This is a genomic window from Streptomyces sp. SLBN-118 (assembly GCF_006715635.1).
GTDB lineage: Bacteria > Actinomycetota > Actinomycetes > Streptomycetales > Streptomycetaceae > Streptomyces.
The window spans coordinates 601,634-628,432 of sequence record NZ_VFNP01000001.1 but is presented as its reverse complement, the minus strand read 5'-3'; the positions used below and the strand labels follow the sequence as shown (position 1 = coordinate 628,432).

The window sequence follows — 26,799 nt, the reverse complement described above, 5'->3', positions numbered from 1 at the left end:
TCAACTCGCTGACCACGAGGGGCTGGCACATGGTGGACGACGGGCAGAAAAACGGCAGTTGGCGACGGGGGGCGGGCGCGAGAGGGCGCCACGCCGTCGTTATCGGGGGCAGCCTGGCCGGGCTGCTGGCGGCACACGTACTCGCCGAGCACGCCGACAAGGTGACGATCGTCGAGCGCGACCGCTTTCCCGAGAGCCCCAAACCGCGTGCCGGCGTGCCGCAGGGGCGCCACGCGCATGTGCTGCTCGAGGGCGGACAGCTCGCCCTCGAGGCTCTACTGCCGGGTTTCATGGCCGAGTTGAGGGCTTCTGGCGCGCCCCGGCTCGGCCAGCCCTCGGACATGGTGCAGTGGCAGAGCGGCCGCTGGTTCAGGCGTACGGAGCCGACCTCGTACATCTACACCGGCTCCCGCGGACAGATCGAGCACCTGGTCCGTGAGCGCGTCCTGGCCAACCCGGCGATCGCGACGGTCACATCGGCGGAGGCCGTCGGGCTGCTCGGCGATGCCTCCCGGGTACGAGGTGTGCTGCTGCGCCCCCGCGGCGAGGGTCCCCACGCCGTCGGGCAGGAGCCCCAGGTGCTCGAAGCCGGCCTGGTGCTCGATGCGTCGGGACGCGGTTCGCGCGCCTCGCAGTGGCTGTCGGCGATCGGCGCCGAGCCCCCGGAGGTGGAGACCATTGACACGGGTCTCGCCTACGCCTCTCGGATCTACCACAACAAGAGCGACAACCTCGGCTCCGATTCGCTCGGTTATTACGTCTTCCCCAACCCCTCGCAGGTGTGCGGGGGCGGCGTGCTGCCCCTGGAGGACGGCCGTTACCTCGTGATTCTGTCGGGCGTACGCGGCGACGAACCGCCCATAGACGAGGAGGGGTTCGAGGCGTTCGCGGCCCGTTTCCCGCACCCCTTCATCCATGACTGGATGCGCGAGGCAGAACCGGACACGCCGCCCTTCGGCTTTCGCCAGACGTCGAACCTCCGCCGCCGCTACGACCGCCCGGGCCGCCGCCCCGCCGGATTCCTCGCAACGGGCGACGCGCTGTGCACGTTCAACCCGATCTACGGCCAGGGCATGGCGGTCGCCGCGATGAGTGCGGTGGCGCTGCGCGACGCGCTGGCCCACCCGCGGCGTACGCCGACGACACACGTCGTCCAGAAGGCGCTCTTCGAGGCGTCGCGCCAGGCCTGGGACATCTCGGCGGGCGCGGACAAGAAGATGCCGGGCGCAGTGGGCAACGCGGTCACCACCCGGGCGGCGGACCGCCTGGTGGGCTGGTATCTGGCCCGCGTCCAGCAACGCTACCCGGGCGACCCGGTCGTGGGCCCGGCCTTCCGCTCCGTGCTGACCCTGACAGCGCCGCTCACCGCGCTGTTCGCACCGAAGGTGGCCAGGTCCGTGCTCTTCGGGCCGGTTCCCGTGACGCCCGCTGAGCCTCCGATGACGCGGGAACCGGCCTGCGGCTGAGGTACGGCCGGCGACAGGCGGCGGCACGGCTCACGCTGCGGCCGCGCGCCGGATCGCGTCCAGTGTGCGCTCCACGTCCTGGTCGGTCGTCGACCAGTTGCTCACCGAGATCCGCATGACCCGGCGGCCGTGCCAGGTGGAGCCGCTGATCCATGCCGTGCCGTCGGCGAGCAGGCGGTTCAGCACCTGTTCCGTCCGTTCGTCGTTGCCGAACTCGGCGCAGACCTGGGTGAACACCACATCGTTGAGCACGCTCGCCCCGTCGATCGCGGCAATCCCGGACGCGAACGTGGAGGCGTGCCGGCACAACCGGTCGATCAGGTCGGCCACTCCGGACCGGCCCAGCGACCTGAGCGCTGCCCATACGGTGAAGGCCCTGCCGCGCCGGGAGAGTTCGGGGACCTTGTCGATGGGGTCGCCGTGCTCGTCATGGATGAGGTAGTCGCCGCGCAGGCCCATCGCCGCCCGTACCGCGGACGGGTCGCGCACGATGGCGAGGCCGCAGTCGTACGGGACGTTCAGGGTCTTGTGGGCATCCGTGGCCCACGAGTCGGCCTCGGCGCAGCCCTCCGTCAGATGCGCGTACGCGGGTGAGGCGGCCGCCCAGAGTCCGAAGGCGCCGTCGATGTGCACCCATGCGTCCGCCTCATGAGCGGCGCGGATCGTACCGGTGAAGGAGTCGAAGGCACCGGAGTGGATGTCTCCCGCCTGAAGGATCACGATCGTGGGGCGCTGCCCGCCGGCCGCCAGGGCCTGTCTCAGCCCTTCCGGCTCGATGCGTCCCTGGTAGTCCGACGCCACCAGTTCGGCTTGGCCGAGCCCCAGGTAGCGCAGGGCCAGGTCGATGGCCATGTGGCGGTCCTCGCCCGCGATGACATGGACGGGTGGTCCGCCGGCGAGCCCGTCGCGGGCGATGTTCCAGCCGGCGCGGCGCAGCACCGCGTCGCGTCCCGCGGCGAGGCAGGTGAAGCTCGACATCGTGGCCCCGGTCGTGAAGCCGACGGCGCTGTCGGCCGGCAGGCCGAGCAGGTCGAGCAGCCAGGCGCCGGCGATGTCCTCCGCGGCCGCGTGCGCGGGTGAGACGGCGCGCATCACGCTGTTCTGGTCCCAGGCGCTGACCAGCCAGTCGGTGGCCAGCGCGGCCGGTTCACTGCCACCGACCACGAAGCCGTAGAAGCGGCCGCTGGGAAAGGCGGTGAGCCCCGGCTCGCAGGCGCCGGCCAGCAGGTCGACGACATCGGCGGGAGCGCTTGGACCCTCCGGCAGCTCGGCACCGAGCGCACGCACGATCTCGTCGACCGAGGCGCGAGCCGGAACCGGGCGATCGGACAGGCTCGCCAGCCAGCGGACGGCATGGTCGTACGCCTGATGAAGCGCTGTCTCCCGCGCGTCCATGCCTCGGACTATGAGACAGGTGCGGTCGCCACGCAACCGGGGAAGCCTTCACGCCCTATGCCTGGCGCACGGCTGCGCGCTGGCGGGCGGTTCGTACCGCCGCGGACAGGTGGCCGATGTCGTAGGCGCCGTGGTGGCGGATCCCGTTGATGAAGAAGGTCGGTGTCCCGGACACGCCGCTGAGGTCGGCGGACTCCACGTCCTCGGCCACCCGCGCCGCGCCCCTCCGCGTGCGCAGGTCGCGCTGGAAACGCTCGACGTCCAGACCGATCTCCTGCGCGTGGAGGACGAGATCCGAGGGCTTCAGTGCCTCCTGGCGTTCCATGAGCAGGTCGTGCATCTGCCAGAAGGCGTCCTGTGCGGCCGCGGCCTCGGACGCTTCCGCGGCGAGCTGGGCCCGGGGGTGGACGTCGGTCAGCGGCAGGTGCCGCCAGACGTAGCGGACATCCCCGAAGTCGGCCAGGAGAGCGCGGACGACGGGTTCCGCCTGACCGCAGTACGGGCATTCGAAGTCGCCGTACTCGACCACGGTTACCGAGGCGCCCGCGCTTCCGCGGATGTGGTCGCGTTCGGGGTCGACAGGTGCGGCGAGGTCGACGATGCCCTCCTGGGCGCCCAGCAGCGCACGAATCTGCGTACGGCGGGGCAGCAGCCCGATCACGGCCGTGACCGCCCAGGTGAGGGCGAAGGCGCAGATCACCGCGCTGAGGATGCCGATCTTCGCCTCTTCCAGCTGGTCGCCGCTGAAGGCGAGGGTCGCGATCAGCAGGGACACGGTGAATCCGACGCCCGCGATGGTGCCGCCGGCCGCCGTCGCGCCCCAGCCGACCGGCGGACGCAGTTGCCCGTGGCTGAACCGGCTCGCCAGCCACGACGTAGCGAGAACGGCGATCGGCTTGCCCAGGACCAAGCCGAGCAGGATGCCCAGCGTGAGGGGCGAGTGCGCCGCGCGCGACAGCTGCTCGGTGCTGATGGGGATGCCCGTGTTGGCCAGCGCGAACAGCGGCACGATCACATAGCTCGTCCATGGGTGGAACATCCGCTGCAGCCGCTCGTTCGGCGAGATGGCCGAGGCCAGTCCCTGCCGTACGGAGCGCTCGAGCTCCGGTGTCGGCTGCTCACGGAACAGCCGGAACAGTCCGCTTGCCCGCTCCAGGTCGCTCCTGGCCGCCGGATACGCGTACGTGAGCAGCCCGACCGCCAGACCGGTGACCACAGGGTCGACGCCGGACTTCAGCATCGCCGTCCAGGTCGCGATCGAGAGCAGCGCGTACACCGGACCCCGGCGTACGCCTGCGCCCCTCAGCACCAGAATGCCGCCGAAGATGCCCAGCGCCACCAGTAGCGCCGGGACGACGATGCTGTCACTGTAGGCGACCGCGATGACGCCGAGCGCGACGAAGTCGTCGACGACGGTGACCGTGAGGATGAAGACTCTGAGGCCGGCCGGCAGGCGCGAACCCAGCAGGGCCAGCATGCCGAGGGCGAAGGCAGTGTCGGTGGACATCGCGACGCCCCAGCCGTGCACCGAGGCGTGGCCGCCGTTGACAACGAGAAAGATGACCACCGGAACGATCATGCCCGCGATGCCGACGAGCAGTGGCAGCGTGACGCGTCGCCGTTCGCGCAGTTCCCCCATGTCGAACTCCCGCCGGGCTTCGAGGCCGACGACGAAGAAGAACAGGGTCATCAGACCGCTGTTGACCCACCCGCGCAGGTCGAGCGACACGCCGTGGGAAGCGAGCTGCACCGACAGGTGGGTTCCCCAGAAGGCCTCGTAGGAGCCGGGCGCGGCATTTGCCCAGACCAGCGCCGCTACCACGGCGGCCAGCAGGAATGTGGCACTGCCCGTCTCGGTCCGCAGGAAGTGGCGCCACGGCGTCCGCATCTCGTCGCCGCACACGGTCTGCGCGGACATGCTGGGCGCCGCTGAGGGTTCGGTCACCCGGTGATTCTCTCCCGTACCCGGCCCTCGAGCCTGCCGTCGCGCGGATCCATGTGCCTCATACGGCGCCGCCTGGCACCGAAGCGGTGGGCGACGATGCCTTCCACGGCATCGTCCAAGGCCGAAACAGCACCCACCGCCACGGCGAAGCGTCCGGGCGGACGCCGGTTACTTCACGTTGACCGCGCCCCAGGCGGCGGCGACCGTCTTCGCCTCCGTGCCGTCCGTGCCGTACAGGTCGTTGGCCGCCTTCACGGTCGCCTCACGGGCAGCCTTGTAGTCGGTCTTCGAGGTCATGTACGTGGTGAGTGCCTTGTACCAGATCTTGTAGGCCTTGTCCCGGCCGATCCCGGTGACCGTCGAGCCGTCCGAGGTCGGCGAGTCGTAGTCGACCCCGTTGATCGTCTTCTTGCCGCTGCCCTCGGACAGCAGGTAGAAGAAGTGGTTCGCGATGCCGGAGGAGTAGTGGACGTCCACATCCCCGGCGCCTTCCTTCCAGGCGTCCAGCGACTTTCCGTCCTTGCTGGGCTTGTCCATGTAGCGCAGCGGCGTGCCGTCGCCGTTGATGTCGATCCTTTCGCCGATGAGGTAGTCGCCGACGTCCTCCTTGTTGTTGGCGAAGAACTCGACCGAGGTGCCGAAGATGTCGCTGGTCGCCTCGTTGAGACCGCCCGACTCACCGCTGTACTCGAGGCCCGCGGTACGGGAGGTCAGGCCGTGGCTCATCTCGTGCCCGGCCACGTCGAGCTCGGTGAGGGACTTCTTGTCGCCCTCGCCGTCGCCGTACGTCATGCAGAAGCAGCTGTCGTCCCAGAAGGCGTTGACGTACGACTGGCCGTAGTGGACCCGGGAGTACGCGGCCTTGCCGTCGCCCGCGATACCGCTGCGGCCGAGTTCGGCCTTGTAGAAGTCCCATGTCACGGCCGCGCCGTAGGCGGCGTCGACGCCGGCGGTCTGCCGGTTGTCGTTGCTGCCGCTGCCCCACTTGTCGTCGTCGTCCGTGAGCAGCTTGCCGGTTCCGCTCTGGCCCTGGTTGAGGTCGTACGTCTTGTGGCCTCCGCGCTCGCCGTCGGTGAGCTCGAATCCGGAACCGTTCTTGGTGGTGGTAAGGGGGACCTCGCCGCTGTACTGGCTGGCGCCGGTGCCGGTCTCGATGGCCTCGTACTGGTGGAGCTTCCTGCCCGTGGTGGCGTCCGTGATGATGTGCAGCCTGCTGGGCGTACCGTCCTTCTGCACACCGGTCTTGACGGTCTCGAAGGCGAGGACGGGCTTGCCGTCGCCCGCCCAGATCACCTTGCGGGCGCCGGCAGCGGCCTTGCGTGCGGTGTCGGTGCCCGCCACCGATATCTGTGCGTCGTTCGCCTTGTCCACGCTCTTGAGCGTGCCGTTCGCGGCGGTGTGCGTGACGAGGTCACCGCCGAGAACGGGCAGCCCGGCGTACGTGCGCTCGTAGCGGGTGTGCACGGTGCCGTCGGCGTCCTTGATGACGTCACGGACGACGAGCTTCTCCTTGGTGCCGAGGCCGAGCCGTTCGGCGGCCGAACTGGCGTCGGCCTGAGCGGACTTGATGGCAGCGGCACGCGCGGACACGCTCGTCGGGGCGGGGGTGGGGTCGTCCGCCCGGTTGGGTGCGGTGGTGGCGGAAGCAGTCTGTACGCCGACGACCACCATGGCGGCCGTGGCTACGAGGGCAGCGGCGCGCCGGGAGTTCTTGTGGGGGGTCATGCGATCTCCGTTGTTCGTCCTGTGGGGGGTTGAACCCCACGAGCGTGTCACCAAACGAACGAAGTTGACGGAGTGTCAACAATTACCTCACAACTTTTTGACCAACTCTTGTCCGAATTCAAGCCAGTGTTGTCCGTTACTCGGCGAGTGACCCCACTCTGCGGAGCGCGCCAAGGCACGCGTAGATTCCAGGCTTTGACGTTGATCACTTCTGGGGGAGACGTGGACTGGGGGACACTCGTCGCCGCCGTCAGCGGTGGCACCATCGCCATTTCCGGCACCGTTCTGGCCGACTACCTTCGCCATCGCCACGAACAGGATCGTGGGGTGGGGGAGCGGCGGCGGGCCGTGTACATCGAGTTCATCACCGCCGCCGGTGACTGCCACGCGCGGCTGCGCCAGATCGCACAGGCCCCGGGCGCCGAGGCCGACCCGGACGCGGCGGCCCGCGCGGCACTGAGCGATGCGGCGATCCATGAAGTACGGGAACGGCTCTTCATCGACGCGACCACCGATGTCGCCGCTGCCGGGCAGGCGATGTTCCAGCAACTCCGTGCTCTGCAACGGACGGTCGCGACAGGTGCGTCGCTGACATCACCCGTCTTCCACGATGCCTACCACCCCTACATCGGTGCGGTCTGGATTTATCGGGTCGCCGTGCGCAGGGAGTTGGAAGGAAAACCGCTCGCGCCCGAGGATTTCGGATGGGAAGGGTGGGACGGCAGGGGCCGATGCCCGATCTGCCAAGGCGCCGCTGTCACCGGGGCGTAGGTCTGTCCGCCCGGACGACAGGCTTCTGCCCGTCACGGCCTCTCCGTCACGGCCTCCCCGTCATGACCTGCTCTTCCCGTCCGGAACACCGTCCGCGGCGGCCCGGACCTGGTCGCGCAGCTCGCGAAGAGCGTCGGCAGGTGCTCCCAGCCCGTTCAACTGGAGCCGCCCGGCCTCCACACGGGAGTCCGGGTTCGTGGTGAAGGCGAAGACGAGCGACTGGTGCAGCATCCACTGGTGGTAGGACAGCAGTCGTACGGCGCGTTCGCTGACCTCGGCGACGTCGTCGTCCGCGGGCAGGGCGCGCACCATCCCCCGCAGCCGGTGATAGACCACCACCTGCTCACCGGCCGCTATGGCGACGGCACCCGGTACCGGCTCCGGCTCTCCGCACGCGGCCACCAGCCGGTCCGCCAGAGGCTGTGCGGCGACCGCCGCGTCGAGCACGTCCGCGAGCGTTCTGAGCTGCTCGGACCGAGCGGGCCGCAGCGGAGTCGTAGCTCCGGCAGGCCGCCGGTGCCCGAGCACGCGGGCCGCGCGGTGCAGCAGATCCTGTGTGACAACGAATATGCGGGACGGAGGGTCCTGAGCGGCATGTTCGGGCATGGCTCCTCCTGGTCACAGCCCGGCCAGATCTCGTAGTGGAAGATCAACAGGTGCGGTGAGCCCCGTAACCGGCGCGCTGTGCGCACCTTCAGTGTGCGCCGACCATGGCCCGGTGGCACCGCACCGACCCCCAGTGGTTCGCGGCGGCGTGGTCCGGCATCCCGCGCACGGGAGGTTTCCGCGACTAGCCTCCAGAACATGCTGCGTATCGCCGACACCCGCACCGGCCGCCTCGCGGAGATTCCCCCGGGGCATCGCCATCTGCTGCGTATCTGCGTCCACCTGCCGGGCATCGACGCCGCGACAGACACGACGTCCGCCCCGGCGATCGGCGCGGCGCATCTGCGCGCGCCTCTGGTCGGCGACGTACTGGCACGCGCGGCGGAGCTGCACGGTCTGCAGGCCGTCACGGTCCTCACCGCGCCGGATCTGCCGGACGAGCGTGCCCGGGCGCTCGACCGGGCCATGGGCGCACTCGGCATCCATCCGCCTGCCGCCGTCGACGCTCATGATGCGACTGGGTCACCCGGCGCACCGGCCGACGTGCACCTGTTCGCCCACGGCACCGGCAGCGACACCGCCGACGCCGGCGACGGTGCCCGGATCGACGTGGGCGGCGTCAACGCACCCATTGCGATTGACCTGGGCCTCGAAGGGGCCGATCCGCTCGCCGTCAGAATGCTTCTCCTCGGCCACGCCCACAGCGTGCCGGTCACCGTCACTCTCGCCGCGCTCGCCGAGACCGGGAGGTTCCTGGGGCACTGGCGGCAACAGGTGGCCGACTGGGCGCGGGAGCCGTCCCGGCCGATCCCCGCCGACCTGCTGCAGCGGGCCTATGCCGCGCTCGACGACAATCTCGGCGTGCCGGCCGTTCTGGAGCTGCTGGTCGGCCTGGCGCGGGACTCGGACGTCCCGGGCGGCGCCAAGTTCGAGACCTTCGCCCATCTCGACCGTGTCCTCGGTCTCGACCTCGCACGCGAGGTCGGCCGCCAGCCCAAGGAGACGCGATGACAGCTGCAGACTCCCGGCGCCTGGTCGTGCTGCGGCACGCCAAGTCCGCCTGGCCCGACGATGTGGCCGACCACGAGCGGCCGCTCGCGCCGCGTGGCCGACGCGACGCCCCGGCCGCCGGCCGCTGGCTGCGCGAGGCCGACTGCGTCCCTGATCTTGCTGTCTGCTCCACCGCCCGCCGCACCAGGCAGACATGGGACCTCGCCTCGGCGGAGGCCGGCGTCGCGACCCCGGTGACCCATGACGTGCGCCTGTACGGCGCGAGTGCGACGGAATTGCTCGATGTCGTACGGGAGACGCCCGCACACGTGCGCACTCTGCTGCTGATCGGGCACAACCCGGGCATGCAGGACCTGGTCCTGATGCTCGCCGGGGAGGCAGAGGGTGTCGCGCTGGAGCAGACGCGTACGAAATTCCCGACGTCCGCCATCGCCGTCCTGCGGGTGCCGGGCGCCTGGTCGCACCTCGGCGCGGGGGCAGCCCGGCTGACCGAGATGGCCGTGCCCCGCGGCGCGAAGCCCTGACGCGCGCCACAGGTGACCACTCGGGGGCAGGGGAATGCGGCAGGGCCTCGACGCGTTACCACCACTAGCAAGCTACTGGTAACGATGGCCATCTGGAGGAACCGCATGGCACGAAGTGACACCCGACCGGTCATTACGCTCCGGTCGACTGCCGGAACCGGTCACATCTACGTCACCCGCAAGAACCGGCGCAACCACCCCGACCGCCTGCTCCTGCGCAAGTACGACCCCGCCCTCGGCCGGCATGTCGAGTTCCGCGAGGAACGCTGACCGGCTCACGCACGCCGCACCCGGCCAAATCCTCTCAAGCGAAGGATCCGCGCATGAAGTCTCGTATCCACCCCATATCCCGGCCGGTCGTCTTCCGTGACCGTGCGGCGGGCACTGCTTTCCTGACGACCTCGACCGCGGACTCCGCCCAGCGAGTGGAGTGGGAGGACGGCAACACCTATCCCGTCATCGACGTGGAGATCTCCTCCGCGAGCCATCCGTTCTACACGGGAACCTCGCGGGTCGTGGACACCGCCGGCCGCATCGAACGGTTCGAGCGCCGATACGCGTCCGCAGCCTCCAGGGGCTGACCACCCCACGTCCAGCGGCGGGTGCCCAGCCGGGTGCCCGCCGCAGTCATGTGCGGTCAGAACTGCTCGGACTCCGGGATCAGATGCATCGCCGCCTCCTCCGCCGAGGCCGCGCCGTCGATGCCGACGTCGGTAGCGATCATGTCCTTCTCCAGGCCGGAGTGAGCCCCCTCGTCAGGAGCCACGAGCCTGCCGGCGCGCTCCTCCCCGACCTCGCCGTCGATCAGCTCACCGTCCGTGTCCCAGGTGTCTCCCAGCCCGTCCCCGACGGGAACGGCGACGTCGGGCGTCTCCTCGGCCAGCCGGTCGTCCAGACTCTCGCCGCGGTGCTGCTCCTCGGCGGTGGTGCCCACCCGCTCCACGGCCCAGGGCCGCTCCGGTGGGGAGTACCCGTCGGAGAGGATCTGCAGCGCGGGATCCTCGAGCGTGTCCTCGGCGTCCAGCAGCCCGGCGTCGTCCTGTACCTCGGACCCGTCCGGCTGGTAGACCTCGTCGCCCATGGAGCTCTCGCTCATGTCTCCTCCTCACCGCCCTGTGTTTTCAGTTTCCGTCAGGTTGCGGCGCCGGTCTCCTCGTGGCGGGCATTTCTGCGAGCCGATCACGTGCGGCCGCAGGTGGAGCCGAGGGTCAGGGAGAGGCCGGGCATGAGTTTGTCCCGGTCCTCGCGGCTGATGGTGGCGCTCAGCCTGCAGATCTCGGCCAGCCGGGCAGCGGTGTCCAGATTCCAGAGCCGTACGGTGCCGTCGTTGCTGCTGCTGGCCACCGTCCGGCCGTCGGGCGCGAAGGCCACGCCCCACACCGCGTTGGTATGACCGGCCAGAGCCGCCACCAGGCGGCGCCCGGGAACGTCCCACAACCGCACGGTCCGGTCATTGCCGCTGCTCGCCAGGGTGCGGCCGTCGGGGGAGAAGGCGACCCCCCGTACGGAGCCGGTGTGGCCGGTGAGTATCGCCACCGTCCGGCGGCGCCGGGTGTCCCACAGCCGTACGGTGCCGTCGTTGCTGCTGCTCGCGAGGGTCAGCCGGTCCGGACTGAAGTCCACACCACGCACCGCGCCGGTGTGGCCGCTGAGCGAGGCCAGGGCGCGGCGCCGGGAAACGTCCCACAGCCGCACGGTCAGGTCGTCCCCGGCGCTTGCCAGAGTGCGGCCGTCGGGGCTGAAGGTGACGTCGTTGGCGAAATCGGTGTGGCCGGTGAGTGTGGCGAGCAGTCGCCGCCGCGGCAGGTCCCACAGGCGGACGGTGCGATCGGATCCGGCGGAGGCCAGGGTGCGCCCGTCGGGGCCGAAAGCGACCGAGAACACTGCTCCGGTGTGGCCCGTGAGTGTGGCGAGCGGCCGTCGCCGCGGCAGGTCCCACAGGCGGACGGTGCCGTCGGATCCGGCGGAGGCCAGCATGCGCCCGTCAGGGCTGAAGGCCACCGAGAACACGGTTCCACTGTGTCCGGCGAACGTGGCGAGCAGACGCCGCCCCGGCACGTCCCACAACCGAACCGTGTGATCGGCGTCCGCCGTCGCCAGCCGCCCGCCGTCAGGGCTGTAGGCCGCCTTCCAGATCTCGGTGAACGGACGCGCCGCAAGGACCGACCGGCGAAGGTCCCACAGCACAACGGAGTCGTCGAACCCGGCCGTGGCCACCACCGAGCCGCCGGAGTCGACGGCGACCCCCTGCACATAGTCGGTGTGGCCGGACAGGGTGCTGGTCAGGCGGCCGCTGCGTACGTCCCACAGACGCGTCGAGCCGTCGCCGCCCGCGCTGATCACCGTGGTGCCGTCCGGGGTGTAGGCGACGGCGTTGATGTCGTCGCTGTGCCCGGCCAGGGTCGCGGTCGTCCGGCGGCCGGCCAGGTCCCACAGCCGCAGGGTCCGGTCGACGCCGCCGCTGACGACGGCTCGCCCGTCGGGAGCGAACGCGACTCCCAGAACCTCGTCGGTATGACCCCGCAGCACGGCCGTCGGGCGGGCGCGGACCGCGTCCCACAGCCGTACGGTGCGATCCGCGCCGGCCGACGCCAGGGTCAGGCCGTCGGGGGCGTAGGCCAGGGCGTTGATGTCTCCGTCATGGCCCGCGAGGGTCGCCATCAGGCTGTGGGCCCCGGAGGCCCGCCACAGTCTGATCCTTCCGTCGGGACCGGCGGTGGCGAGAGCGGTCCCGTGGGGTTCGAAGGCCAGCGCCCGAGTGGCTTTGGTTGCGGCGGGAAGAACGGCTTTCGTACGGCGGCTCGTGGTGTCCCACAGTCGTACCGGGCCGTCGGTGGACGTCGCGGCGAGCGTGTGTCCGTCGGGGCTGAAGGCGACCGCGCGAACCCGTCCGGGCGCGGAGAACGACGCGATCTGCCGGCGGTCGGCCACACGCCACATCTTGACCGTGCCGTCGGAACTGGCCGTCGCCAGCGTCCTGTTGTCCGGCGCGAAGACCACGGCGTTGACCGGACCGCTGTGCCCGGTGAGCCGGGCCGAGAAGTACTGCGCCTGCGTACTGAGCAGGGCTCCTCGTGCCTCCGTCGTCGCCGAGGTGCGATACGCCCGCTCGGCGAGCAGCAGCGAAGCCTCCGGCTGGCCCGCTGCCAGGGAGGTGGACTGTGCGGCAAGGGCCTGTGAACGGGCGACGCGTCCCTGGGCGAGTGCGCCGGAGCGCTGGTGATAGGCGACGGCTCCGGCGGTGACGGCCAGTCCCAGCAGAACGGCGAGGGTGGCCATGAGCCTGCGCTGCTGCCGGACCTGGTGCCTGGCGCGCTCTTCCGTGCTCCGTTGCTCCGCCTGACTGGCCTGAAGGAACTGCCCCTCCAGGGGGGTGAGCCGGGCCCGGCCGTCGAGGTCGTCGGCCCAGGCGCGGACTGCGGCGAGCCGGCTCCCGCGGTAGAGGTGGGAGGGGTCGCGCTCCTCGCGCTCCCATTCTCCCGCGTCGCGGGCCAGTTGCTGATGGATCAGAAGCCCCGCCCGGTCGGCACTGATCCACCCGTGCAGTCGCGGCCAGGCGTGCAGAAGGGCCTCGTGGGTGATCTCCACGGTGTCCCGGTCGAGGGTGATGAGCCGGGCCCGTACGAAGGCGTCGAGCGCGGCGGCGGATCCGTCCGTGTTTGCCAGTTGTTCCATCAGGGCGGTACGGCTCATCCGGCGCCGAGTCGGCCCGGCGCCGTCGGCGACATGGACCAGCCGTACCAGGATGCGGCGGATCGTCTTCTGCTCGGCGGGGTACAAGCCCGCGAAGACATCCTCGGCGGTCCGCGCGATCGCGCCCTGGATGCCTCCAGTTCGCTCGTATCCGGCGACCGTCAGCGTGGAGCCGTCGCGCTGCTGCCAGGTGGCCCTCAGCGTGTGGGACAGCAGGGGAAGTGCGCCGGGCGGCGTGTGGTGGGGCATCCTGCCCGGCTCGTCGCGTAACCCCGCGTCACGGAGCAGGAGTTGGACCAGACCCGGTTCGAGCGTCAGACCGGCCGGCTCCGCCGGACGGGTGATCGACTCCCGCAGTTCCTCCATGGACATCGGAGGTAGCACGAACAGCGCGTCCGTGAAGACGGAAGCCAGTTCGGGAACGTCGAGGCAGTGCCCGGAGAAGTCGGCGCGTACACCCAGCACGACAACTGCCGGACTCTGCTCGCCTGCGGCCGGCCCCGATGTGGCCACCGCCGAGAGCACGGATACGAACGCGCGTCGCTCGGCCTCGTCGGAGCACAGGGTGAAGAGCTCCTCGAACTGATCGACCAGCAGCACCAGTCGGCTGGGAGGAGGTTCGCGGTCCCCGGGGCCCGCCGGGGCCGGAGCCGGCATCGTGTTGACGGCGTCCAGCAGCGCATGCGGGCGGTCGCGCAACTCCTGGACGGTGATGTCGAGCGAGGTTCCGAGGACCTTCCCCGTGCAGTCGAGGAGTTCGTCCAGCGGATGCGCCGTGGGGGTGAACATCACCACGGGCCACGCGTCCGCACCCGGCATCGGGAAGGCGCCCCTGCGGCGCAGGGCGGGCACCAGGCCGGCGTTGAGCAGCGAGGACTTGCCCCCACCGGAGGGTGCGACCAGCATCAGCGGTCCGCCGCCGATCCGTTCGAAGACCCGGTCGACCAGGGCGGCGGTGACACGCTCGCGTCCGAAGAACCGTCCGGCATCGTGCGATGTGAACGCCGACAGGCCCTGGTACGGACACTCACCACCGGACTCCGGCCCTGCCGCAGGCCCCGTTCCCCTGCGAGAGCCCGGTGAGCCGGCCTCGGGCAACAGGCGCAGCAGCTCGCCTTCGGCTCGCAGCACCTGGTCACAGCGGCGCGCGACGTCGAAGGTCGCAGGCTTCGAACCTGTCTCGATCTTGCTCAAGTAGCCTTTGCTGTAGTGCGTCTGACGGGCCAGATCGGCCAGTGACAGGCCTCGCCGGACACGCAGGCGCCGGAGTTGTGCGGGGAATGACATCCCCGCGGCGTCAGGTAACTCACCCTGGTCGATGGGTTCCTGTCCGTCCCGTTGCTCCCACAAAGAGCACCCCCTGGCATTTCGTGCGTAAGCCACGTTACAGCTGGTGCACAGGCCACAGCGGGGTCGGACGGTGATTTGGCGACTTTCGGCCGATGGTCAGGGGCGCATGTCCTTGGGCAGTGTGACCAGCCAGCGGGTGTCCTGCCGCGGACGGAGGTAGAGCGCCCAGTACACCGTTGCCGTCGCCATGATGCCGCCGGTCCACGTCAGGTACTGCGTTTCCTGCTGGCTCAGGATGTAGACGAGTACGGCGATCAGCACGAGGGGCATGGCGGGCCAGAGCGGCATCCGCCACGCGGGCAGCTTCTTGTGCGAGGCGCGCCGGGCAGCGAGCGCGGCGACGGCGACGAGGAGGTACATGCCTGTCACGGAGACGCCGGTCACGCCGTAGAGAGTGTCGAGGTTCACGAAGCACAGGGCCGCGCCGGGGATTCCGACCAGGAGCGTGGCGACCCACGGGGAGCCGAACCGGCCCAGGCGCGAGAGGGCGGTGTTGACCGGCTCGGGCCAGGCCTTGTCGCGGGCGGAAGCGAACAGCACGCGGGAGTTCTGAATGACCATGACGATGCCCGCGTTGATGATCGCCAGCGCGACGCAGAGGCTCACGAAGGTGCCGACCGCCGAGTTGCTCCAGGCGGTGACCATGGTGCTGATGTCGCCGGAGGTGAGGGCCGCGAGGTCGGGGGCGCCCATGGTGATCGCGACCACCGGGACGAGGATGACGGCCGTCGAGATGGCCAGGGTGGCGAGGACAGTACGCGCCACATTGCGCCGTGGATTCTCCATCTCCTCGGAGAGATAGACGGCGGTGGAGAAGCCCTGGGTGACGAAGAGGGCGATGGCCAGGCCCGAGACGATCAGCATGGCGTTGACCGGGCCCGGTGAGCCGCCCTCGTCCGCGACCACGCCGTGGACGAGGCTGCCGGCGCCGCGCTCGCTGTGAGCGAAGCCCAGGACGGCCACGACGGCGGCGGCAATGACTTCGAGGACCAGGAAGACTCCGGTGATCCAGGCGTTGGCGCGCAGGTCGAGGAGACCGGCGAGGGTGGCCAGCAGCATGACTCCGGCCCCGGCGGCCTCGGCCGGTACGTGGACCAGCGGTGCGAGGTAGTCCGCTGTGCCCATGGCGATCACGGGCGGCACGATCATCACGACCAGCAGCGACAGGACGAAGACCAGCCACCCGGCCAGGCGGCCGGTCAGGGTGGTGACGATGGCGTACTCGCCGCCCGCGCTGGGAATCAGGGTGCCCAGCTCCGAGTAACAGAACGCGACAGCGATACAGAGGAGCGAGCCGATCGCGATGGTGAGAGCGGTGGCCGTGCCGAGGCTCCCGAACAGGTCGGGCACGACGACGAACAGGGTGGAGGCGGGTGTGACGCACGAGAGGGTCAGCAGTGTCCCGCCGACGACGCCGATGGAACGCTTGAGGGTGCGCGGCCCGTCCTGGCCGCTGGAGCCTGCCCCCGCAGGTGCTGGGTCGGCTGTGAGCGGCTGGCTGAGCGTGTCGGTCATGGAGCGGTTCCGATCGGCTGGGCGTGACGAGTGACGGCGGGAGTGCTATCGCCTCCGTGGCTGGCCTGGCTGTGGTTCATCCACTCCCGGCGCGTTATGGAATCCTGTCGAATCCGGATCGTCAACCCCTGTTCACCTTCGGAATTCGTTGCTCAGGAGATGTTCTACGGCGGTTTCCGAAGATGATCGCCGAATCGGCGGTCGGACGGCCGGTGGTTGATCCCGGCCCTACGTCGGGTCGATGACCTTCGAAGCGAAGGTGTGTAGGCGTGATCGCCTTCGATATGCAAGGCGAGAGTGTGGGCCACGTCGGTCATCGGCAGTGAGGGGAGCCCTGCGGGAATCGAAGCCGACAGGCCCAACTGGCTTCGCAGCCTTTGCGTTGGGACGCGCCGAACGCCGACGACCTCGGACACGGAGTGGTCGCGCACAGGTTCATCGACCATACTGCCCGTCGTGGAACAGCGCGTAGATCCAAACAGCCCGCTCGAGTACGCCGCCGGGACCGACCCGGCTTACATCCCGGGCCTCACTGCACCCCGCTCTGCCGAGTCGGCCGAGTCGGTAGAGGCGGAAGAGGCGCAGGAGCCGGTCACGGAGCCGGCCGCGGAGCCTGCGGCCGACGCGGCCGCCCCGGACGATGCGTCCGTCCCTGACGAGGAGGGCGCCGCCAGTGAGGCGGACGAGGGGGCGAGCGGCCCCGTCTTCGAAGTCGAGGACCGGCGCGGTTCGATCAAAGCGGACCGCGAGGGCATCCGGTTCCGGCTGGACGACCAGGAGGCCGAGTTCCGCTGGGACGAACTCGGCGCCGTCGAGGTCAAGCCCGCGCGATTCGGCCGCCGGTTCACCGTCACGGTTCACCTGACAACCCGCCGCTGGTTCGACGCCGAGGTCGAGGCCCCGGCCAGGAGTTGCCTCAAGGAGTGGACGGCGGACCTCGACGCGGTCCTGGACGCCTACTTCGAGGACGCCTGACGGTTAGTCGGCGTATCTGTCGGCCCGGGGGGTGTCTGCAGGACTCCCGCTGAGCCGTCTCGCTGAGGACCCCCATGTGCAGGCATTGTTCGGTCTGGTGCACGATCTGATGGTGCGTGGGCACACCGATGCGCTGATGGGCACGATTGCCCGTCGGCGTGAGCGTGAGGGGGTTGATCGGCAGATGTCCCAGGTGGCCGGTGTTGGTCATGACGTTCTCGAGGGCGACCGAACCGGTGAAGGCGAGCCCGTCGGCGAGGACGGGTCGCGGGCGGAGGGTGGGGGAGTCACAGGGCGAGTGCGCGCCGCGCTGAGTTGGTTCGCACGTTTCGTCTGGAGCACGATCGTCGGTGAGTGGCGTGGCATTGTCGTCGCTCCTCTGCGGGAGCTGGTGCACCGGCGGCTGGGCGGGCTCTCGTTGGCGTTTGTGGCCACGTTCGCGGTCATCTTCTTCCACGCGATTCATGTGACACCGAGTGGTGCGGTGGTGGTGCGGCTGCTCGGCGAGGTGCGTGCCGACCTGCCGCTCCCTCTCGCCCTGTTGCGCACCCCCGTGTCTTTGTTCGTCCCTGCGCTCGATCTGCCGGTGTGGGCAGGCATTACGCAGTTGTTCCTGGCATTCGCCCTTGCCGAGCTGTCGCTGGGCCGTGCCCGGACGCTGATGGTCGCGTACGCCACAACTCTGGCGGGCACGCTCAGCGTCCGGGTCATGATCGCCATCGGCCCGGGCTGGTGGGGGCTTGGGCTGCCGCCCGAGATCGGGCAGGTCCTCGACACGGGACCGTCTGCCGCTGTGGTGGGTCTGTTCAGCTACCTCGCGGTGGTACGGCGGGCGCCCGTCCTGTTTGCCTTCACCGGAGGCTCGATGGTGCTGGAGTGTCTCGTCAAACCCAATCTGGCGGCTCGTGAGCACCTGATCGCGATAGCCGCGGCGATCGTCCTGGGGCTGTGCCACGGACGCTTCCGGACGCGGACCGAGGCCGCCGACGAGGCCCCTGTCCGACCTGGACCGTGATGACGACCTTGCCGCGTACAAGGCCGTCGTGCAGATGCCGGATCGCCTCAGGGACGTCGCCCAGGGAACCCTTGACATCCGTCAAGGGTTCTTAACATCGTCGAGCAGCGTCCAAGCAGGAGCCACGGGGTCTCGTCGAGCGGGCGGCGGGGTCTTTGCGCGCACGCGCACGTGTGCCACGCCTGTCGCGGCAGGGCTTACGACGTCACTGCGCAGGCGGCGGCCGGGTGCGGTACTTCCAGACGATCAGGACTGCGGCCGGCGGGACTGGTCGCCTCGCTCCGCGTTCTTCTCCTTGACGCGCAGGGCTTCCTTGCGGACCTCGGCCTGGGTGGCGCGCTCCTTGTGCAGCCACTCGGGACTTTCCGCCTTCAGCGCGTCGATCTGTTCGGTGGTCAGAGCTTCGGTGATTCCGCCCCGTGCGAGACCCGAGATGGAGATGCCCAGCTTCGCCGCGACCACGGGCCGGGGGTGCGGGCCGTTGCGTCGCAGCTCCTGCAGCCACGTGGGCGGATCGGCCTGCAGCGCACTCAGCTCGGCGCGCGAGACGACGCCCTCCTGGAACTCGGCGGGGGTGGCCTCGAGGTACACACCCAGCTTCTTTGCCGCAGTGGCGGGCTTCATCGTCTGGGTGGTCTGGTGCGACGTCATGGTGTCAAGAGTATCGAGCGTGTGCACCACCTCTGACCACGACCGATAACCTTGCAGGGTGACAGGCTCGGAAGTATCCCCTTCGTTCCGGCTCGCGTATGTCCCGGGAGTGACGCCCACCAAGTGGGTGCGGATCTGGAACGAGCGGCTGCCCGACATCCCCCTGACCCTCGTCGCGGTGTCCGCCGCCGAAGCATTCGACGTACTGCGGGGCGGAGGCGCCGACGCGGGGTTCGTACGGTTGCCGGTCGACCGTACGGACCTCAGCGCGATCCCGCTCTACACCGAGACGACGGTGGTCGTGGTCCCGAAGGACCACGTCGTCGCGGCGGTCGACGCGGTGTCCGCCGAGGATCTGGCCGACGACATCGTGCTGCATCCCCTCGACGACACCCTCGCCTGGGAGCGCCTGCCGGGGCGGCCCGCGAACGAGCGCCCCGCCACCACCGCTGACGCCGTCGAAGTGGTGGCGGCCGGAGTGGGCGTGCTTGTCGTGCCCCAGTCGCTCGCCCGCCTGCACCACCGCAAGGACCTCACGTACCGGCCGGTCACGGACGCCCCCGAGTCGCGTGTCGCGCTGTCCTGGCCCGAGGACGCAACCACCGACCTGGTGGAGGACTTCATCGGGATCGTCCGCGGGCGGACCGTCAACAGCTCACGGGGCCGCACTCCGACCCCGGCACAGCCGAAGCGCAAGCGCCCCGACACGGGCGGCGGCCCACGGCAGAAGTCCGCAGCCGGCAAGACGGCCGGCAAGAGCCCTCGGAGCGGTTCCGGCGGCTCCAAAGGCGGCAAGCGCGGCAAGCCCCGCCGTCGCTCGTAAACCGGCTCGGCGCAGTACGGCCGGGGCTTGTGCGCGGCCGGCTCCGAATCACCGCGCCATCGCCCGCAGCACCCAGTCCGCCGGCGGCGCGGTCGCCGGACGGGAACGCCGGAGATCGCCCACGTGGCCGAAGCCCGGCCGGTCTTCCCCTGAAGCTGCGAGCGGCCGCAGACGGAAAATGTGGAGCCGAAGATCAGCCAGTGGCGCCCGTGCCGCTGCCCGGAGAGGCCGTGGCGCGGGGGAGCGCGGCGCAGAGGCGGTCGATTTCGTCGTCCGTGTTGTAGTAGTGCACCGAGGCCCGGACCACGGAGGTCAGGCCCCGTGGTTCGAGGTCCCAGCGTGCGTAGTCCGCCACCGAGACCGAGACGTTGATCCGTTTCGCCAGGAGCTCGCGGGCGATGTGATCGCTGTCGTGACCGTCGACAGTGAAGGTCACGATGCCGCACTGGCGTGATCCCCGGTCGTGGACAGCCACCCCCGGAAGGGAGCGGAGACCTCGGCGCAGATTCTCGGCGAGGAGGGTGACTCGGTCCTCGATGGCGTCCAGGCCCAGGTCGAGTGCGTAGTCGACGGCGACGCCGAGGCCGATCTTGCCGGCGTAGTACGTTTCCCAGTTCTCGAACCGGCGGGCGTCGTCCCGGACGCGGTAGGTGTCCGGCGAGGTCCAGGTTGCGGCGTGCAGGTCCAGGAAAGGCGGCTCCAGGCGCGCCCGGACACGTGGCGAGCAGTAGAGGAAGCCGGTGCCGCGTGGGCCGCGCAGGAATTTGCGGCCGGTCGCGGTGAGAAGGTCGCAGCCGATCTCGTTCACGTCCAGGGGCATCTGCCCCACGGACTGGCAGGCGTCCAGCAGGTACGTCACCCCGGCTTCCCGGGCTGCCCTGCCGATCTCGGCCGCCGGGTTCACCAGGCCGCCCTGGGTGGGGACATGGGTGACGGCAATCAGCTTGACCCGCTCGTCGATCATCCCCCGCAAGGCGCCGACATCGAGCTGTCCGCTGTCGTCGTCGGGCACGACATCGACCTGGACACCATGGCGACGGGCGGTCTGCAGGAAGGCGATGGCGTTACTGGCGTACTCGGCGCGGGCCGTCAGGATCCGGTCGCCCCGGGCCCAGGGAAGCGAGTAGAAGGCCATGTCCCACGCGCGGGTGGCGTTCTCCACCACCGCGATGTCCTCGCGGGCGGCACCCACCAGGCGGGCCAGCGCGTCATAGGTGTGCTCGATGCGGTCGGCCCGGGCGGCCGCGGCCTCGTAGCCCCCGATCTCTTCCTCCAGCCGCAGGTGTTCCACCACCGCGTCGACCACGGGCCGCGGCTGCAGCGCGGCCCCGGCGTTGTTGAGGTGGGTGACACGCGCACAGCCTGCTGTGTCCTGACGTACCTGCTCGACATCGATCCGCATCATCGGCTCCACCTCGTTGGTCCTCGCATTCTGCCTCTGCACACCGCGTGGGAGCCGGACAACATCCCCAGACGCCGGCGGAGTCTGTCGTCGCGCCGGCGCCAGCTCGCGCGGCGTCACCCCCTGAGCCCCAATGGGCTGTTCCACCGTTCGGCGATGGTGGCCGCGTGGGCGCAGTGGGCGGCGGCCTCGTCGCGGCCGAGGAGTCCGGCGAGTTCGCCGAGCGTGTACGCGACCGGTCGGAGGGCCACGGTGAAGCCGGATGACGGCGGCGGCGCGTCGCGGCAGGGCAGCAGGGACCCGTACAACTCATCCGCGCCCTTCGCCTCGCCGAGCTCCACCATCGCCATCGTGCGGATCGGCGACGGCCGACTCGGGCAGCCCGCGCAGAGGCCGCGCTGAGGCGATTTCCGCGCCAGAACGGCGAGTGCGTCGGTGAGGCCTCCCTCGGCCTCGTCCGGCCGGTACGCGGCGACCATGTGGCGCACTCGCACCGCTGATTTCCTCGCGGATCGCGCCAACCGCACAACTCTCCGGAGATCTCGTTGCACTGGTGTAACAGTCGCCGCCATTACCGGCCGGGATGGGCCGGTATGCGGCCCAACAAGCCCAATAGGTAAGGAGAGTTGAGCGATTGCGTACCCTTGTCACTCCGTCGGTGGTTCCACATAATCGCAGGGCGCATTGCGGACTCATCCCCCACTGGGTTCGGACGCCTTATGACGTGCTGCCCTTTTCAACGCATGTCATTCGATGGTGACTTCCGGTCCCCGGGGGCGGTGTGAGTTCGCCTTTGCGGCGTACCCCCCACGAGAGGAAGTCCGTTGAAGAGCCACCTGAATTACCTGAGGACGGCCACCGCGATCGGTGCCGTCGCCCTCGCCGCCTTCAGCCTCCAGCCCGGCGCGGCCAACGCCGCCTCCGCACCGACCCCACGCGGTGACGTAGGCACGAAGGTCGTCGGCGGGACCAAGGCCGAGCAGGGTGAATTCCCGTTCATGGTCCGCCTGTCCATGGGCTGTGGCGGCGCGCTGTACGCCAAGGACATCGTGCTCACCGCCGCCCACTGCGTCGAAGGCAGCGGCCCGAACACCGGCATCACCGCGACGGCGGGCGTCGTCGACCTGCAGGACTCCACTGCGATCAGCGTCAAGTCCACCGAGGTCCTCCAGGCGCCCGGCTACAACGGCAAGGGCAAGGACTGGGCCCTGATCAAGCTCGAGAAGCCGATCGACCTGCCGACCCTGGCGATCGCCGGCGACGACAAGCTCAACAACGGCGACTTCGACATCGCCGGCTGGGGCGCCGACAAGGAAGGCGGCGACCAGCAGCGCTACCTGCTCAAGGCCAAGGTTCCGTCCATCGACGACGCCACCTGCCAGAAGGCGTACGGCGACCAGTTGACCCCCGGCGATGAGCTCTGCGCCGGGAAGCTGGACACCGGCGGCGTCGACACCTGCCAGGGTGACTCCGGTGGTCCGATGTTCCGCAAGGACGAAGCGGGCGCCTGGATCCAGGTCGGCATCGTCAGCTGGGGCGAGGGCTGCGCGCGCCCGGGCAAGCCCGGTGTCTACACCGAGGTGAGCACCTTCGCGGCGGACATCAAGAAGGCCGCCGACGGGCTGGGCGGCTGAGCAGTTGATCACCGCGTCCCGGCGCCGTGAGGCCAGTGGCCCGGCGCTGGGACGCGGCTCGCTCCGGGGGACCGGATGACGAGAGCAGGCACGGCCGCCCACGGCACCTACAGGTCGTGCACCGCAGCTCGGGCCGTGGAGACAAACGTCAGGACAGACTGCCAAAAGGGGTCGTAACACTGATCAAAGGCGGCGGGAGCATTCGAGTCACCCTCGATCGACGCCGCAAGTGCCTGGTAGGGAGGCCGGGTTGAGAGTCTGACATTCTCCGCCGCATCGGCGACATCGTCGGGCCCTTCCAGGTTGATCACCCATATGAAATGGCGGAGTTTGCTGTACTCCTCCCGGAGGTTCGCCCGGACTTCCTTGAGCGCGGGCAGCTGCTCAGTGCGTGTTCCACCCGATCCAAAGATGTCCGAAACCTTCCAGTACAACTCGGCCATTCTGTGGGCCTGTTCAATGAGGCTCACGTAGGCGGACCGCCGTGCCTCACTCACTCGAACGGTGCGCTGAGTCTTCTCGGCCGCGTCGGCCTGGATCTGCGCGGCACGGGATGTCCCGCGGCTGGTGACCCAACTGGCAAGCACAGCGGTGCCGGCGGTCAACGACGAGATCCACAGGGCGGAGTCAGTCATGCCGGTGAGTGTTCCCCGGCATGGTGCCGCCGATGACGCCGACAGCCTGGCATTGGCTACGGCGGTCGCTGTTTCAGCCACGTCGGCTGTCGGGTCGCGGTGGATGGCGTACGGGCCGGGCGCCACGTCGGCGCCTCCAAGCCGGCACGCCGATGACCGGCTCCCGGCCTCGCCTTCAATTCCGCCTTGGGATATGCCATCCGTCCTGAAACCTGCGCTGCCGGGCAGCCAACCGTGATTGATGTCTCTCGGACTCCGGCTCGCGCTCCGACTGTTCAACTGCCGCCGCCACAAGCCTCGCAGAGCCGTCGGCGTGTTGTGATCAAGCCAGGCGACGGCTCGCCCGCGTCACCTGGGGATCTTTCCGAAGCGGGGTTACGCATGTGGTCGGTTGGAGCCCCTGACGGCCGCCTGCCCTATCGACGTTTTCCCAGGTGCGGGCTCCAGGGCGGCAAGCTCTGTGGCGCGATGGCCCTATTGGAACGGAAGTGACAGCTGGGTACTATGCGGCGTCGTTGATCAAGCGCGTGGCGTGATTCGCGCCGCGGAGCTGACCGTTTCTCAGAGAGGTGATCACGTGGGACCGGAGCTGACAGTTCCGCCGATCTACTCTCCGATACCGCCGGCCATACACCCGAGCCATCCGGCCATCGACGCCCAGACCACCGCCTGGGCCCAGGCCATCGGTATCGGATCCGACGAGCTGCGCAGCCGGCTCGTCCAGCACGACATCGGAACCTTCGCCGCGCGGGTCCTGCCCGACGGACGCGAGGCCGTGGTCGGCATCCTGTCGGACTTCGTACTGTGGCTGTTCGGTGTGGACGACGGGTACTGCGAGGAAGGCGAACTGGGCCGTCGGCCCGGCGAGTTGATGGCCGCACTCCAGCGGCTGCTGCGTGTCGCGCAGAACCCGGAAGTGCCCATGCTGCTGGACGACCCGATCGCCGGCGGGCTGCGTGACCTCCGGCGCAGAATCTCCGAGCACGGCACCGTGGGTCAGGCGGCTCTCTGGGTCAACGCGCTGCGCGAATACTTCTCCACGGTTGTGTGGGAGGCGGAGCATCGCCGCGCGGACTCCGTACCCGACCTGAACGACTACACCCTGATGCGCCTCGCGGACGGCGCGACGACTGTCGTGCTGCCGTTGCTGGAGATTGGCCACCGCTACGAACTCCAGCCGCAGGAGAGGGACCAGAAATCCGTGCGCGCGGCGGCCGAGATGGCCTCGTTCATCATCACGTGGGACAACGACATCTTTTCCCACAGCAAGGAGAGCCGGAGCCCCGGCTACTACCTGAACGTGATCCGGGTGCTGGAGCACCAGTACGGGCTCACCCCCGGCCAGGCCCTCGATCTCGCGATCTCCCAACGGGACCGGGTGATGCGTCTGTTCATGCGCGTGCAGGAACGTCTGCTTCCGGCGGCGAGCCCGCAGCTGCGGCAGTATCTCCACAATCTGGGCACGTTCATACGGGGCGCCCAGGACTGGGGCACGAGTTCCGTGCGCTACACCACTCCCGGCGATCCGGCGAACCTTCCCACCGTATTCCGCGAGACCCCCACGGATCCCAGTGACGATCCGGTGGACATCCCAGCCATCGCCTGGTGGTGGGACCTGGACATTCTCCGGACGTACACGCACTTCGCGGACCGTACGCAGCCGGCCTGATCGCACTCTTCCGCGTCCGGCCCGCCGGCCCGGCCGGACCGCATTCCGCCGCGGGTGCAGCTCCGCGTCGCGCCGCGCGGTCTGAGACCGTGCCTACCCTTGAGCCGCCGGCATGGAGGTCAAGGGGAGGGCGGGCGCGGAGGAGGACAGATGATCGGACAATTGGGGGATATGCCACCGAGGCAGGACGCTGCGCTGGCCCGCTGGGCCTTTGACACGGGAGCCGACGAGGTTCTCGCGGTGGTCCGGCCCGCCAACACCCGCGCTGCCCGGACCGCTCGCCGGATCGGCATGGAGTGGGTCGGGGAAACCGAGAAGTACTGCACCATGCGTCTTCAGGTGTTCCGGCTTCGCTCCGGTGACTTCGACGCTCAGATGCCCCCGCCGGGACGCGGGGCGCGGCAGGGCCTTAACGCTGGAACGGATGTCCCCCACCGCGGAGGAGCGCGGGACTCTGTGACATGGGCCGAAGTGGTGGCACCATAGGCGCACGGACCGTACAGGCGGTCGGCACACGTACCTGGGGCATTCATGAACATCCGGCTCCCAATCCGACTCCTCGCCGCAACGGCCGTGACCGGCCTGATGCTCACCTCCTGCAGTAGCGGCGGGTCCCCGAACGCATCGGGATCTCCGTCCACCACACCCGCGGCGTCCTCGCCGGCCCAGTCGCCCACCGTGTCCGCCTCCTCGGCCCCGTCGGCGACCACACCGTCGGGCACGCAAGCGCCCACGACGCCCGCACCGGGCGCCACTGCGCCGGCGATCGGCCCCGGACGACTCCAGCCGTTGTGGCCGTTCGCCACGCTCGCCCAGGCCCAGGCATGGGAACGCGAGTATCACTCGGGCGGACATCAGCCCTGGCATCTGGACCCGGAGCAAACCGCCCTGTCCTTCACCCGGGGCTACCTGGGCTTCCGTGAGATCGACCGAGTCTCCTCGCGCAACGTCCGCGGGGCGCACGCCCGCATCGGCGTCGCGGGGAGCGGAGCCGAGGGCGGCACCGCGGCGATTGTCCACCTCGTGCGGTTCGGAACGGGCCCGAGCGCCCCGTGGGAGGTCGTGGGCACCGACGACACGACGCTCTCCCTCACCACGCCCGGATACGGGTCGCTCGTACGCTCCCCGGTGGTGACCGGCGGACGGATCACCGGCGTGGACGAGGGCATCCGGGTGCAGGTGCGCCAACTGTCGTCCGCGGCGCCGCTGGGCACCTCGTGCTGCACGTCGGCGGGCGGCAACAACCAGCCCTGGAAACAGTCGGTGTCCTTCTCCGGCGCCCGCGACCGGGTACTCACGGTTGTCGCGTCCACCGGCGGGCACGTCGCCGAGGTCGAGCGCTTCACCATCACGGCGGTACGCACCGGCTGACCGCGCACATCGTCCGTCGGATTCGGGAAAGGGTCACTGGCTCCCGAAAGCCGGGCTTCGCCGACAGCCCGGCCCCGTACGACGCGGGCGCCCCGTCAGATCTCTTTGTGCGTATCAGATCTCTTTGCGCATGCAGGCCCGCGGCCACCTGTCCAGTCCGTGTGCGGCCTCCGCCGCCCGGATCTCACGGAGTCCGGGAGTCAACTCCGCCTCGGGGAGCAGCCGGAAGCCGAGCTTCTCGTAGTACGGCCCGTTCCAGACCACCTCGGTGAACGTGGTCAGCGTCAGTGCCGGCGCTCCCTGTGCCCTCGCCCACCCCGCGGCATGGTCGATAAGGGACTTGCCGATCCTCTTGCCGGCGTGGTCGGGGTGTACGGACACCTGCTCGACATGCCCGTTGCCGTCCACCAGGTCCGCGATCAGGTACGCGACCGGGAAGTCGTTGTCGTCCGCCCACACCCAGGCCCGGCCGTGTTCCTGATACTCACCGAGAACCTGCAGCGACGGCGGCTCGTCCTCCGCGACCGCGACCATGTCGATGTCGGCGAAGACCTTTCCGGCAGCGCGCTCGATGTCTTGCAGATTCGGCAGGTCCGCCGCTCTGGCCAACCGGATCACGGCTC

At 69.7% G+C, this 26,799-nt stretch carries 24 protein-coding genes; 12 read left to right on the top strand and 12 right to left on the bottom strand.

All coding sequences use genetic code 11. The features are described 5' to 3' along the window. Positions 1 to 29 precede the first annotated feature (29 nt). A complete protein-coding gene (locus FBY35_RS02960) occupies positions 30 to 1,466 on the top strand; it encodes an NAD(P)/FAD-dependent oxidoreductase (RefSeq protein ID WP_142212273.1) in 1,437 nt (478 codons plus the stop codon). A 30-nt stretch (positions 1,467 to 1,496) separates the two neighbouring features. On the opposite strand, the gene FBY35_RS02955 is transcribed toward FBY35_RS02960, so the two are convergent. The 3 genes from FBY35_RS02955 to FBY35_RS02945 all read right to left on the bottom strand — a co-directional run bounded on the left by FBY35_RS02955 (position 1,497) and on the right by FBY35_RS02945 (position 6,531). Then, positions 1,497 to 2,861, bottom strand: coding sequence for a pyridoxal-dependent decarboxylase (locus FBY35_RS02955; RefSeq protein ID WP_142212272.1), 1,365 nt, complete (start codon positions 2,859 to 2,861; stop codon positions 1,497 to 1,499). 55 nt (positions 2,862 to 2,916) lie between these two features. Next, positions 2,917 to 4,806 (bottom strand): Na+/H+ antiporter NhaA, encoded by a 1,890-nt coding sequence (gene nhaA / locus FBY35_RS02950; protein ID WP_399208215.1) that lies wholly within the window; start codon positions 4,804 to 4,806, stop codon positions 2,917 to 2,919. A 168-nt stretch (positions 4,807 to 4,974) separates the two neighbouring features. After that, on the bottom strand, positions 4,975 to 6,531 hold the full coding sequence (locus FBY35_RS02945; protein ID WP_142212271.1) for a M4 family metallopeptidase: 1,557 nt from the start codon (positions 6,529 to 6,531) through the stop codon (positions 4,975 to 4,977). A gap of 195 nt (positions 6,532 to 6,726) precedes the next feature. Here FBY35_RS02945 and FBY35_RS02940 point away from each other — a divergent pair, with 195 nt between their 5' ends. Further along, positions 6,727 to 7,302 carry a CchlQ gene (locus FBY35_RS02940; RefSeq protein ID WP_260848486.1) on the top strand — a complete coding sequence of 192 codons (576 nt, stop codon included), beginning with the start codon at positions 6,727 to 6,729 and terminating at the stop codon, positions 7,300 to 7,302. A 60-nt stretch (positions 7,303 to 7,362) separates the two neighbouring features. Here FBY35_RS02940 and FBY35_RS02935 read toward each other — a convergent pair whose 3' ends face one another. Beyond that, complete coding sequence (locus tag FBY35_RS02935; RefSeq protein ID WP_260848485.1) at positions 7,363 to 7,908, bottom strand: hypothetical protein; 546 nt, start codon at positions 7,906 to 7,908, stop codon at positions 7,363 to 7,365. A gap of 198 nt (positions 7,909 to 8,106) precedes the next feature. On the opposite strand from FBY35_RS02935, the gene FBY35_RS02930 reads away from it, so the two are divergent. From FBY35_RS02930 to FBY35_RS02915, 4 genes are all read left to right on the top strand, one after another. Beyond that, positions 8,107 to 8,919 (top strand): hypothetical protein, encoded by an 813-nt coding sequence (locus FBY35_RS02930; RefSeq protein ID WP_142212270.1) that lies wholly within the window; start codon positions 8,107 to 8,109, stop codon positions 8,917 to 8,919. After that, positions 8,916 to 9,443 carry a histidine phosphatase family protein gene (locus FBY35_RS02925; protein WP_142212269.1) on the top strand — a complete coding sequence of 176 codons (528 nt, stop codon included), beginning with the start codon at positions 8,916 to 8,918 and terminating at the stop codon, positions 9,441 to 9,443. Before FBY35_RS02930 ends, FBY35_RS02925 begins: the two co-directional genes overlap by 4 nt. A 105-nt stretch (positions 9,444 to 9,548) precedes the next feature. Continuing rightward, on the top strand, positions 9,549 to 9,713 hold the full coding sequence (gene rpmG / locus FBY35_RS02920) for a 50S ribosomal protein L33 (protein WP_142212268.1): 165 nt from the start codon (positions 9,549 to 9,551) through the stop codon (positions 9,711 to 9,713). Positions 9,714 to 9,766: 53 nt separating this feature from the next. Continuing rightward, a complete protein-coding gene (locus tag FBY35_RS02915; RefSeq protein WP_142212267.1) occupies positions 9,767 to 10,024 on the top strand; it encodes a type B 50S ribosomal protein L31 in 258 nt (85 codons plus the stop codon). A 56-nt stretch (positions 10,025 to 10,080) separates the two neighbouring features. On the opposite strand, the gene FBY35_RS02910 is transcribed toward FBY35_RS02915, so the two are convergent. The 3 genes from FBY35_RS02910 to FBY35_RS02900 form a co-directional block, all read right to left on the bottom strand. Further along, positions 10,081 to 10,539, bottom strand: coding sequence for a DUF5709 domain-containing protein (locus FBY35_RS02910; RefSeq protein WP_142212266.1), 459 nt, complete (start codon positions 10,537 to 10,539; stop codon positions 10,081 to 10,083). A gap of 83 nt (positions 10,540 to 10,622) precedes the next feature. After that, entirely contained in the window at positions 10,623 to 14,456 is a 3,834-nt protein-coding gene (locus tag FBY35_RS02905) for a helix-turn-helix domain-containing protein (RefSeq protein ID WP_399208335.1), read from the bottom strand. Positions 14,457 to 14,582: 126 nt separating this feature from the next. After that, positions 14,583 to 16,001 (bottom strand): APC family permease, encoded by a 1,419-nt coding sequence (locus FBY35_RS02900; RefSeq protein ID WP_142212264.1) that lies wholly within the window; start codon positions 15,999 to 16,001, stop codon positions 14,583 to 14,585. A gap of 456 nt (positions 16,002 to 16,457) precedes the next feature. Here FBY35_RS02900 and FBY35_RS02895 point away from each other — a divergent pair, with 456 nt between their 5' ends. Continuing rightward, a complete protein-coding gene (locus FBY35_RS02895; protein ID WP_142212263.1) occupies positions 16,458 to 16,976 on the top strand; it encodes a hypothetical protein in 519 nt (172 codons plus the stop codon). Positions 16,977 to 17,052: 76 nt separating this feature from the next. Beyond that, positions 17,053 to 17,991 (top strand): hypothetical protein, encoded by a 939-nt coding sequence (locus FBY35_RS02890; RefSeq protein ID WP_399208213.1) that lies wholly within the window; start codon positions 17,053 to 17,055, stop codon positions 17,989 to 17,991. 246 nt (positions 17,992 to 18,237) lie between these two features. On the opposite strand, the gene FBY35_RS02885 is transcribed toward FBY35_RS02890, so the two are convergent. Continuing rightward, complete coding sequence (locus FBY35_RS02885; protein WP_142212262.1) at positions 18,238 to 18,642, bottom strand: DUF5997 family protein; 405 nt, start codon at positions 18,640 to 18,642, stop codon at positions 18,238 to 18,240. A gap of 58 nt (positions 18,643 to 18,700) precedes the next feature. Between FBY35_RS02885 and FBY35_RS02880 the strand changes: the two genes are divergently transcribed. Next, positions 18,701 to 19,465 (top strand): LysR substrate-binding domain-containing protein, encoded by a 765-nt coding sequence (locus FBY35_RS02880; protein WP_142212261.1) that lies wholly within the window; start codon positions 18,701 to 18,703, stop codon positions 19,463 to 19,465. A 193-nt stretch (positions 19,466 to 19,658) separates the two neighbouring features. On the opposite strand, the gene FBY35_RS02875 is transcribed toward FBY35_RS02880, so the two are convergent. Continuing rightward, entirely contained in the window at positions 19,659 to 20,870 is a 1,212-nt protein-coding gene (locus tag FBY35_RS02875) for an aminotransferase class V-fold PLP-dependent enzyme (protein WP_222123098.1), read from the bottom strand. A 113-nt stretch (positions 20,871 to 20,983) separates the two neighbouring features. Then, positions 20,984 to 21,361 (bottom strand): hypothetical protein, encoded by a 378-nt coding sequence (locus FBY35_RS02870; RefSeq protein WP_142212260.1) that lies wholly within the window; start codon positions 21,359 to 21,361, stop codon positions 20,984 to 20,986. A gap of 330 nt (positions 21,362 to 21,691) precedes the next feature. Between FBY35_RS02870 and FBY35_RS02865 the strand changes: the two genes are divergently transcribed. Then, the gene (locus FBY35_RS02865; protein ID WP_142212259.1) at positions 21,692 to 22,501 is read left to right on the top strand and encodes a trypsin-like serine protease; all 810 of its coding nucleotides are present in this window, start codon (positions 21,692 to 21,694) and stop codon (positions 22,499 to 22,501) included. Positions 22,502 to 22,608: 107 nt separating this feature from the next. On the opposite strand, the gene FBY35_RS02860 is transcribed toward FBY35_RS02865, so the two are convergent. Next, positions 22,609 to 23,136, bottom strand: a complete 528-nt coding sequence (locus FBY35_RS02860) for a hypothetical protein (RefSeq protein ID WP_142212258.1) — start codon at positions 23,134 to 23,136, stop codon at positions 22,609 to 22,611. A gap of 577 nt (positions 23,137 to 23,713) precedes the next feature. Here FBY35_RS02860 and FBY35_RS02855 point away from each other — a divergent pair. Both FBY35_RS02855 and FBY35_RS02850 read left to right on the top strand, forming a co-directional pair. Next, positions 23,714 to 24,805, top strand: a complete 1,092-nt coding sequence (locus FBY35_RS02855; protein ID WP_142212257.1) for a selina-4(15),7(11)-diene synthase — start codon at positions 23,714 to 23,716, stop codon at positions 24,803 to 24,805. Positions 24,806 to 25,483: 678 nt separating this feature from the next. Further along, a complete protein-coding gene (locus tag FBY35_RS02850) occupies positions 25,484 to 26,176 on the top strand; it encodes a hypothetical protein (protein WP_260848484.1) in 693 nt (230 codons plus the stop codon). Between the two features lie 114 nt (positions 26,177 to 26,290). Here the strand turns inward: FBY35_RS02850 and FBY35_RS02845 are convergent, their stop codons facing one another. Next, positions 26,291 to 26,794, bottom strand: a complete 504-nt coding sequence (locus FBY35_RS02845) for a GNAT family N-acetyltransferase (protein ID WP_260848483.1) — start codon at positions 26,792 to 26,794, stop codon at positions 26,291 to 26,293. Between the last annotated feature and the right edge of the window lie 5 nt (positions 26,795 to 26,799).

Excerpts from the sequence above, each read along its gene's own strand:
- FBY35_RS02930 (WP_142212270.1), top strand. The coding sequence starts at position 8,107 with ATGCTGCGTATCGCCGACACCCGCACCGGCCGCCTCGCGGAGATTCCC.
- FBY35_RS02885 (WP_142212262.1), bottom strand. The coding sequence starts at position 18,642 with ATGACGTCGCACCAGACCACCCAGACGATGAAGCCCGCCACTGCGGCA.
- FBY35_RS02935 (WP_260848485.1), bottom strand. The coding sequence starts at position 7,908 with ATGCCCGAACATGCCGCTCAGGACCCTCCGTCCCGCATATTCGTTGTC.
- FBY35_RS02910 (WP_142212266.1), bottom strand. The coding sequence starts at position 10,539 with ATGAGCGAGAGCTCCATGGGCGACGAGGTCTACCAGCCGGACGGGTCC.
- FBY35_RS02875 (WP_222123098.1), bottom strand. The coding sequence starts at position 20,870 with ATGATGCGGATCGATGTCGAGCAGGTACGTCAGGACACAGCAGGCTGT.
- FBY35_RS02955 (WP_142212272.1), bottom strand. The coding sequence starts at position 2,861 with ATGGACGCGCGGGAGACAGCGCTTCATCAGGCGTACGACCATGCCGTC.
- FBY35_RS02925 (WP_142212269.1), top strand. The coding sequence starts at position 8,916 with ATGACAGCTGCAGACTCCCGGCGCCTGGTCGTGCTGCGGCACGCCAAG.
- FBY35_RS02945 (WP_142212271.1), bottom strand. The coding sequence starts at position 6,531 with ATGACCCCCCACAAGAACTCCCGGCGCGCCGCTGCCCTCGTAGCCACG.
- rpmG (WP_142212268.1), top strand. The coding sequence starts at position 9,549 with ATGGCACGAAGTGACACCCGACCGGTCATTACGCTCCGGTCGACTGCC.
- FBY35_RS02915 (WP_142212267.1), top strand. The coding sequence starts at position 9,767 with ATGAAGTCTCGTATCCACCCCATATCCCGGCCGGTCGTCTTCCGTGAC.
- FBY35_RS02960 (WP_142212273.1), top strand. The coding sequence starts at position 30 with ATGGTGGACGACGGGCAGAAAAACGGCAGTTGGCGACGGGGGGCGGGC.
- FBY35_RS02900 (WP_142212264.1), bottom strand. The coding sequence starts at position 16,001 with ATGACCGACACGCTCAGCCAGCCGCTCACAGCCGACCCAGCACCTGCG.
- FBY35_RS02860 (WP_142212258.1), bottom strand. The coding sequence starts at position 23,136 with ATGACTGACTCCGCCCTGTGGATCTCGTCGTTGACCGCCGGCACCGCT.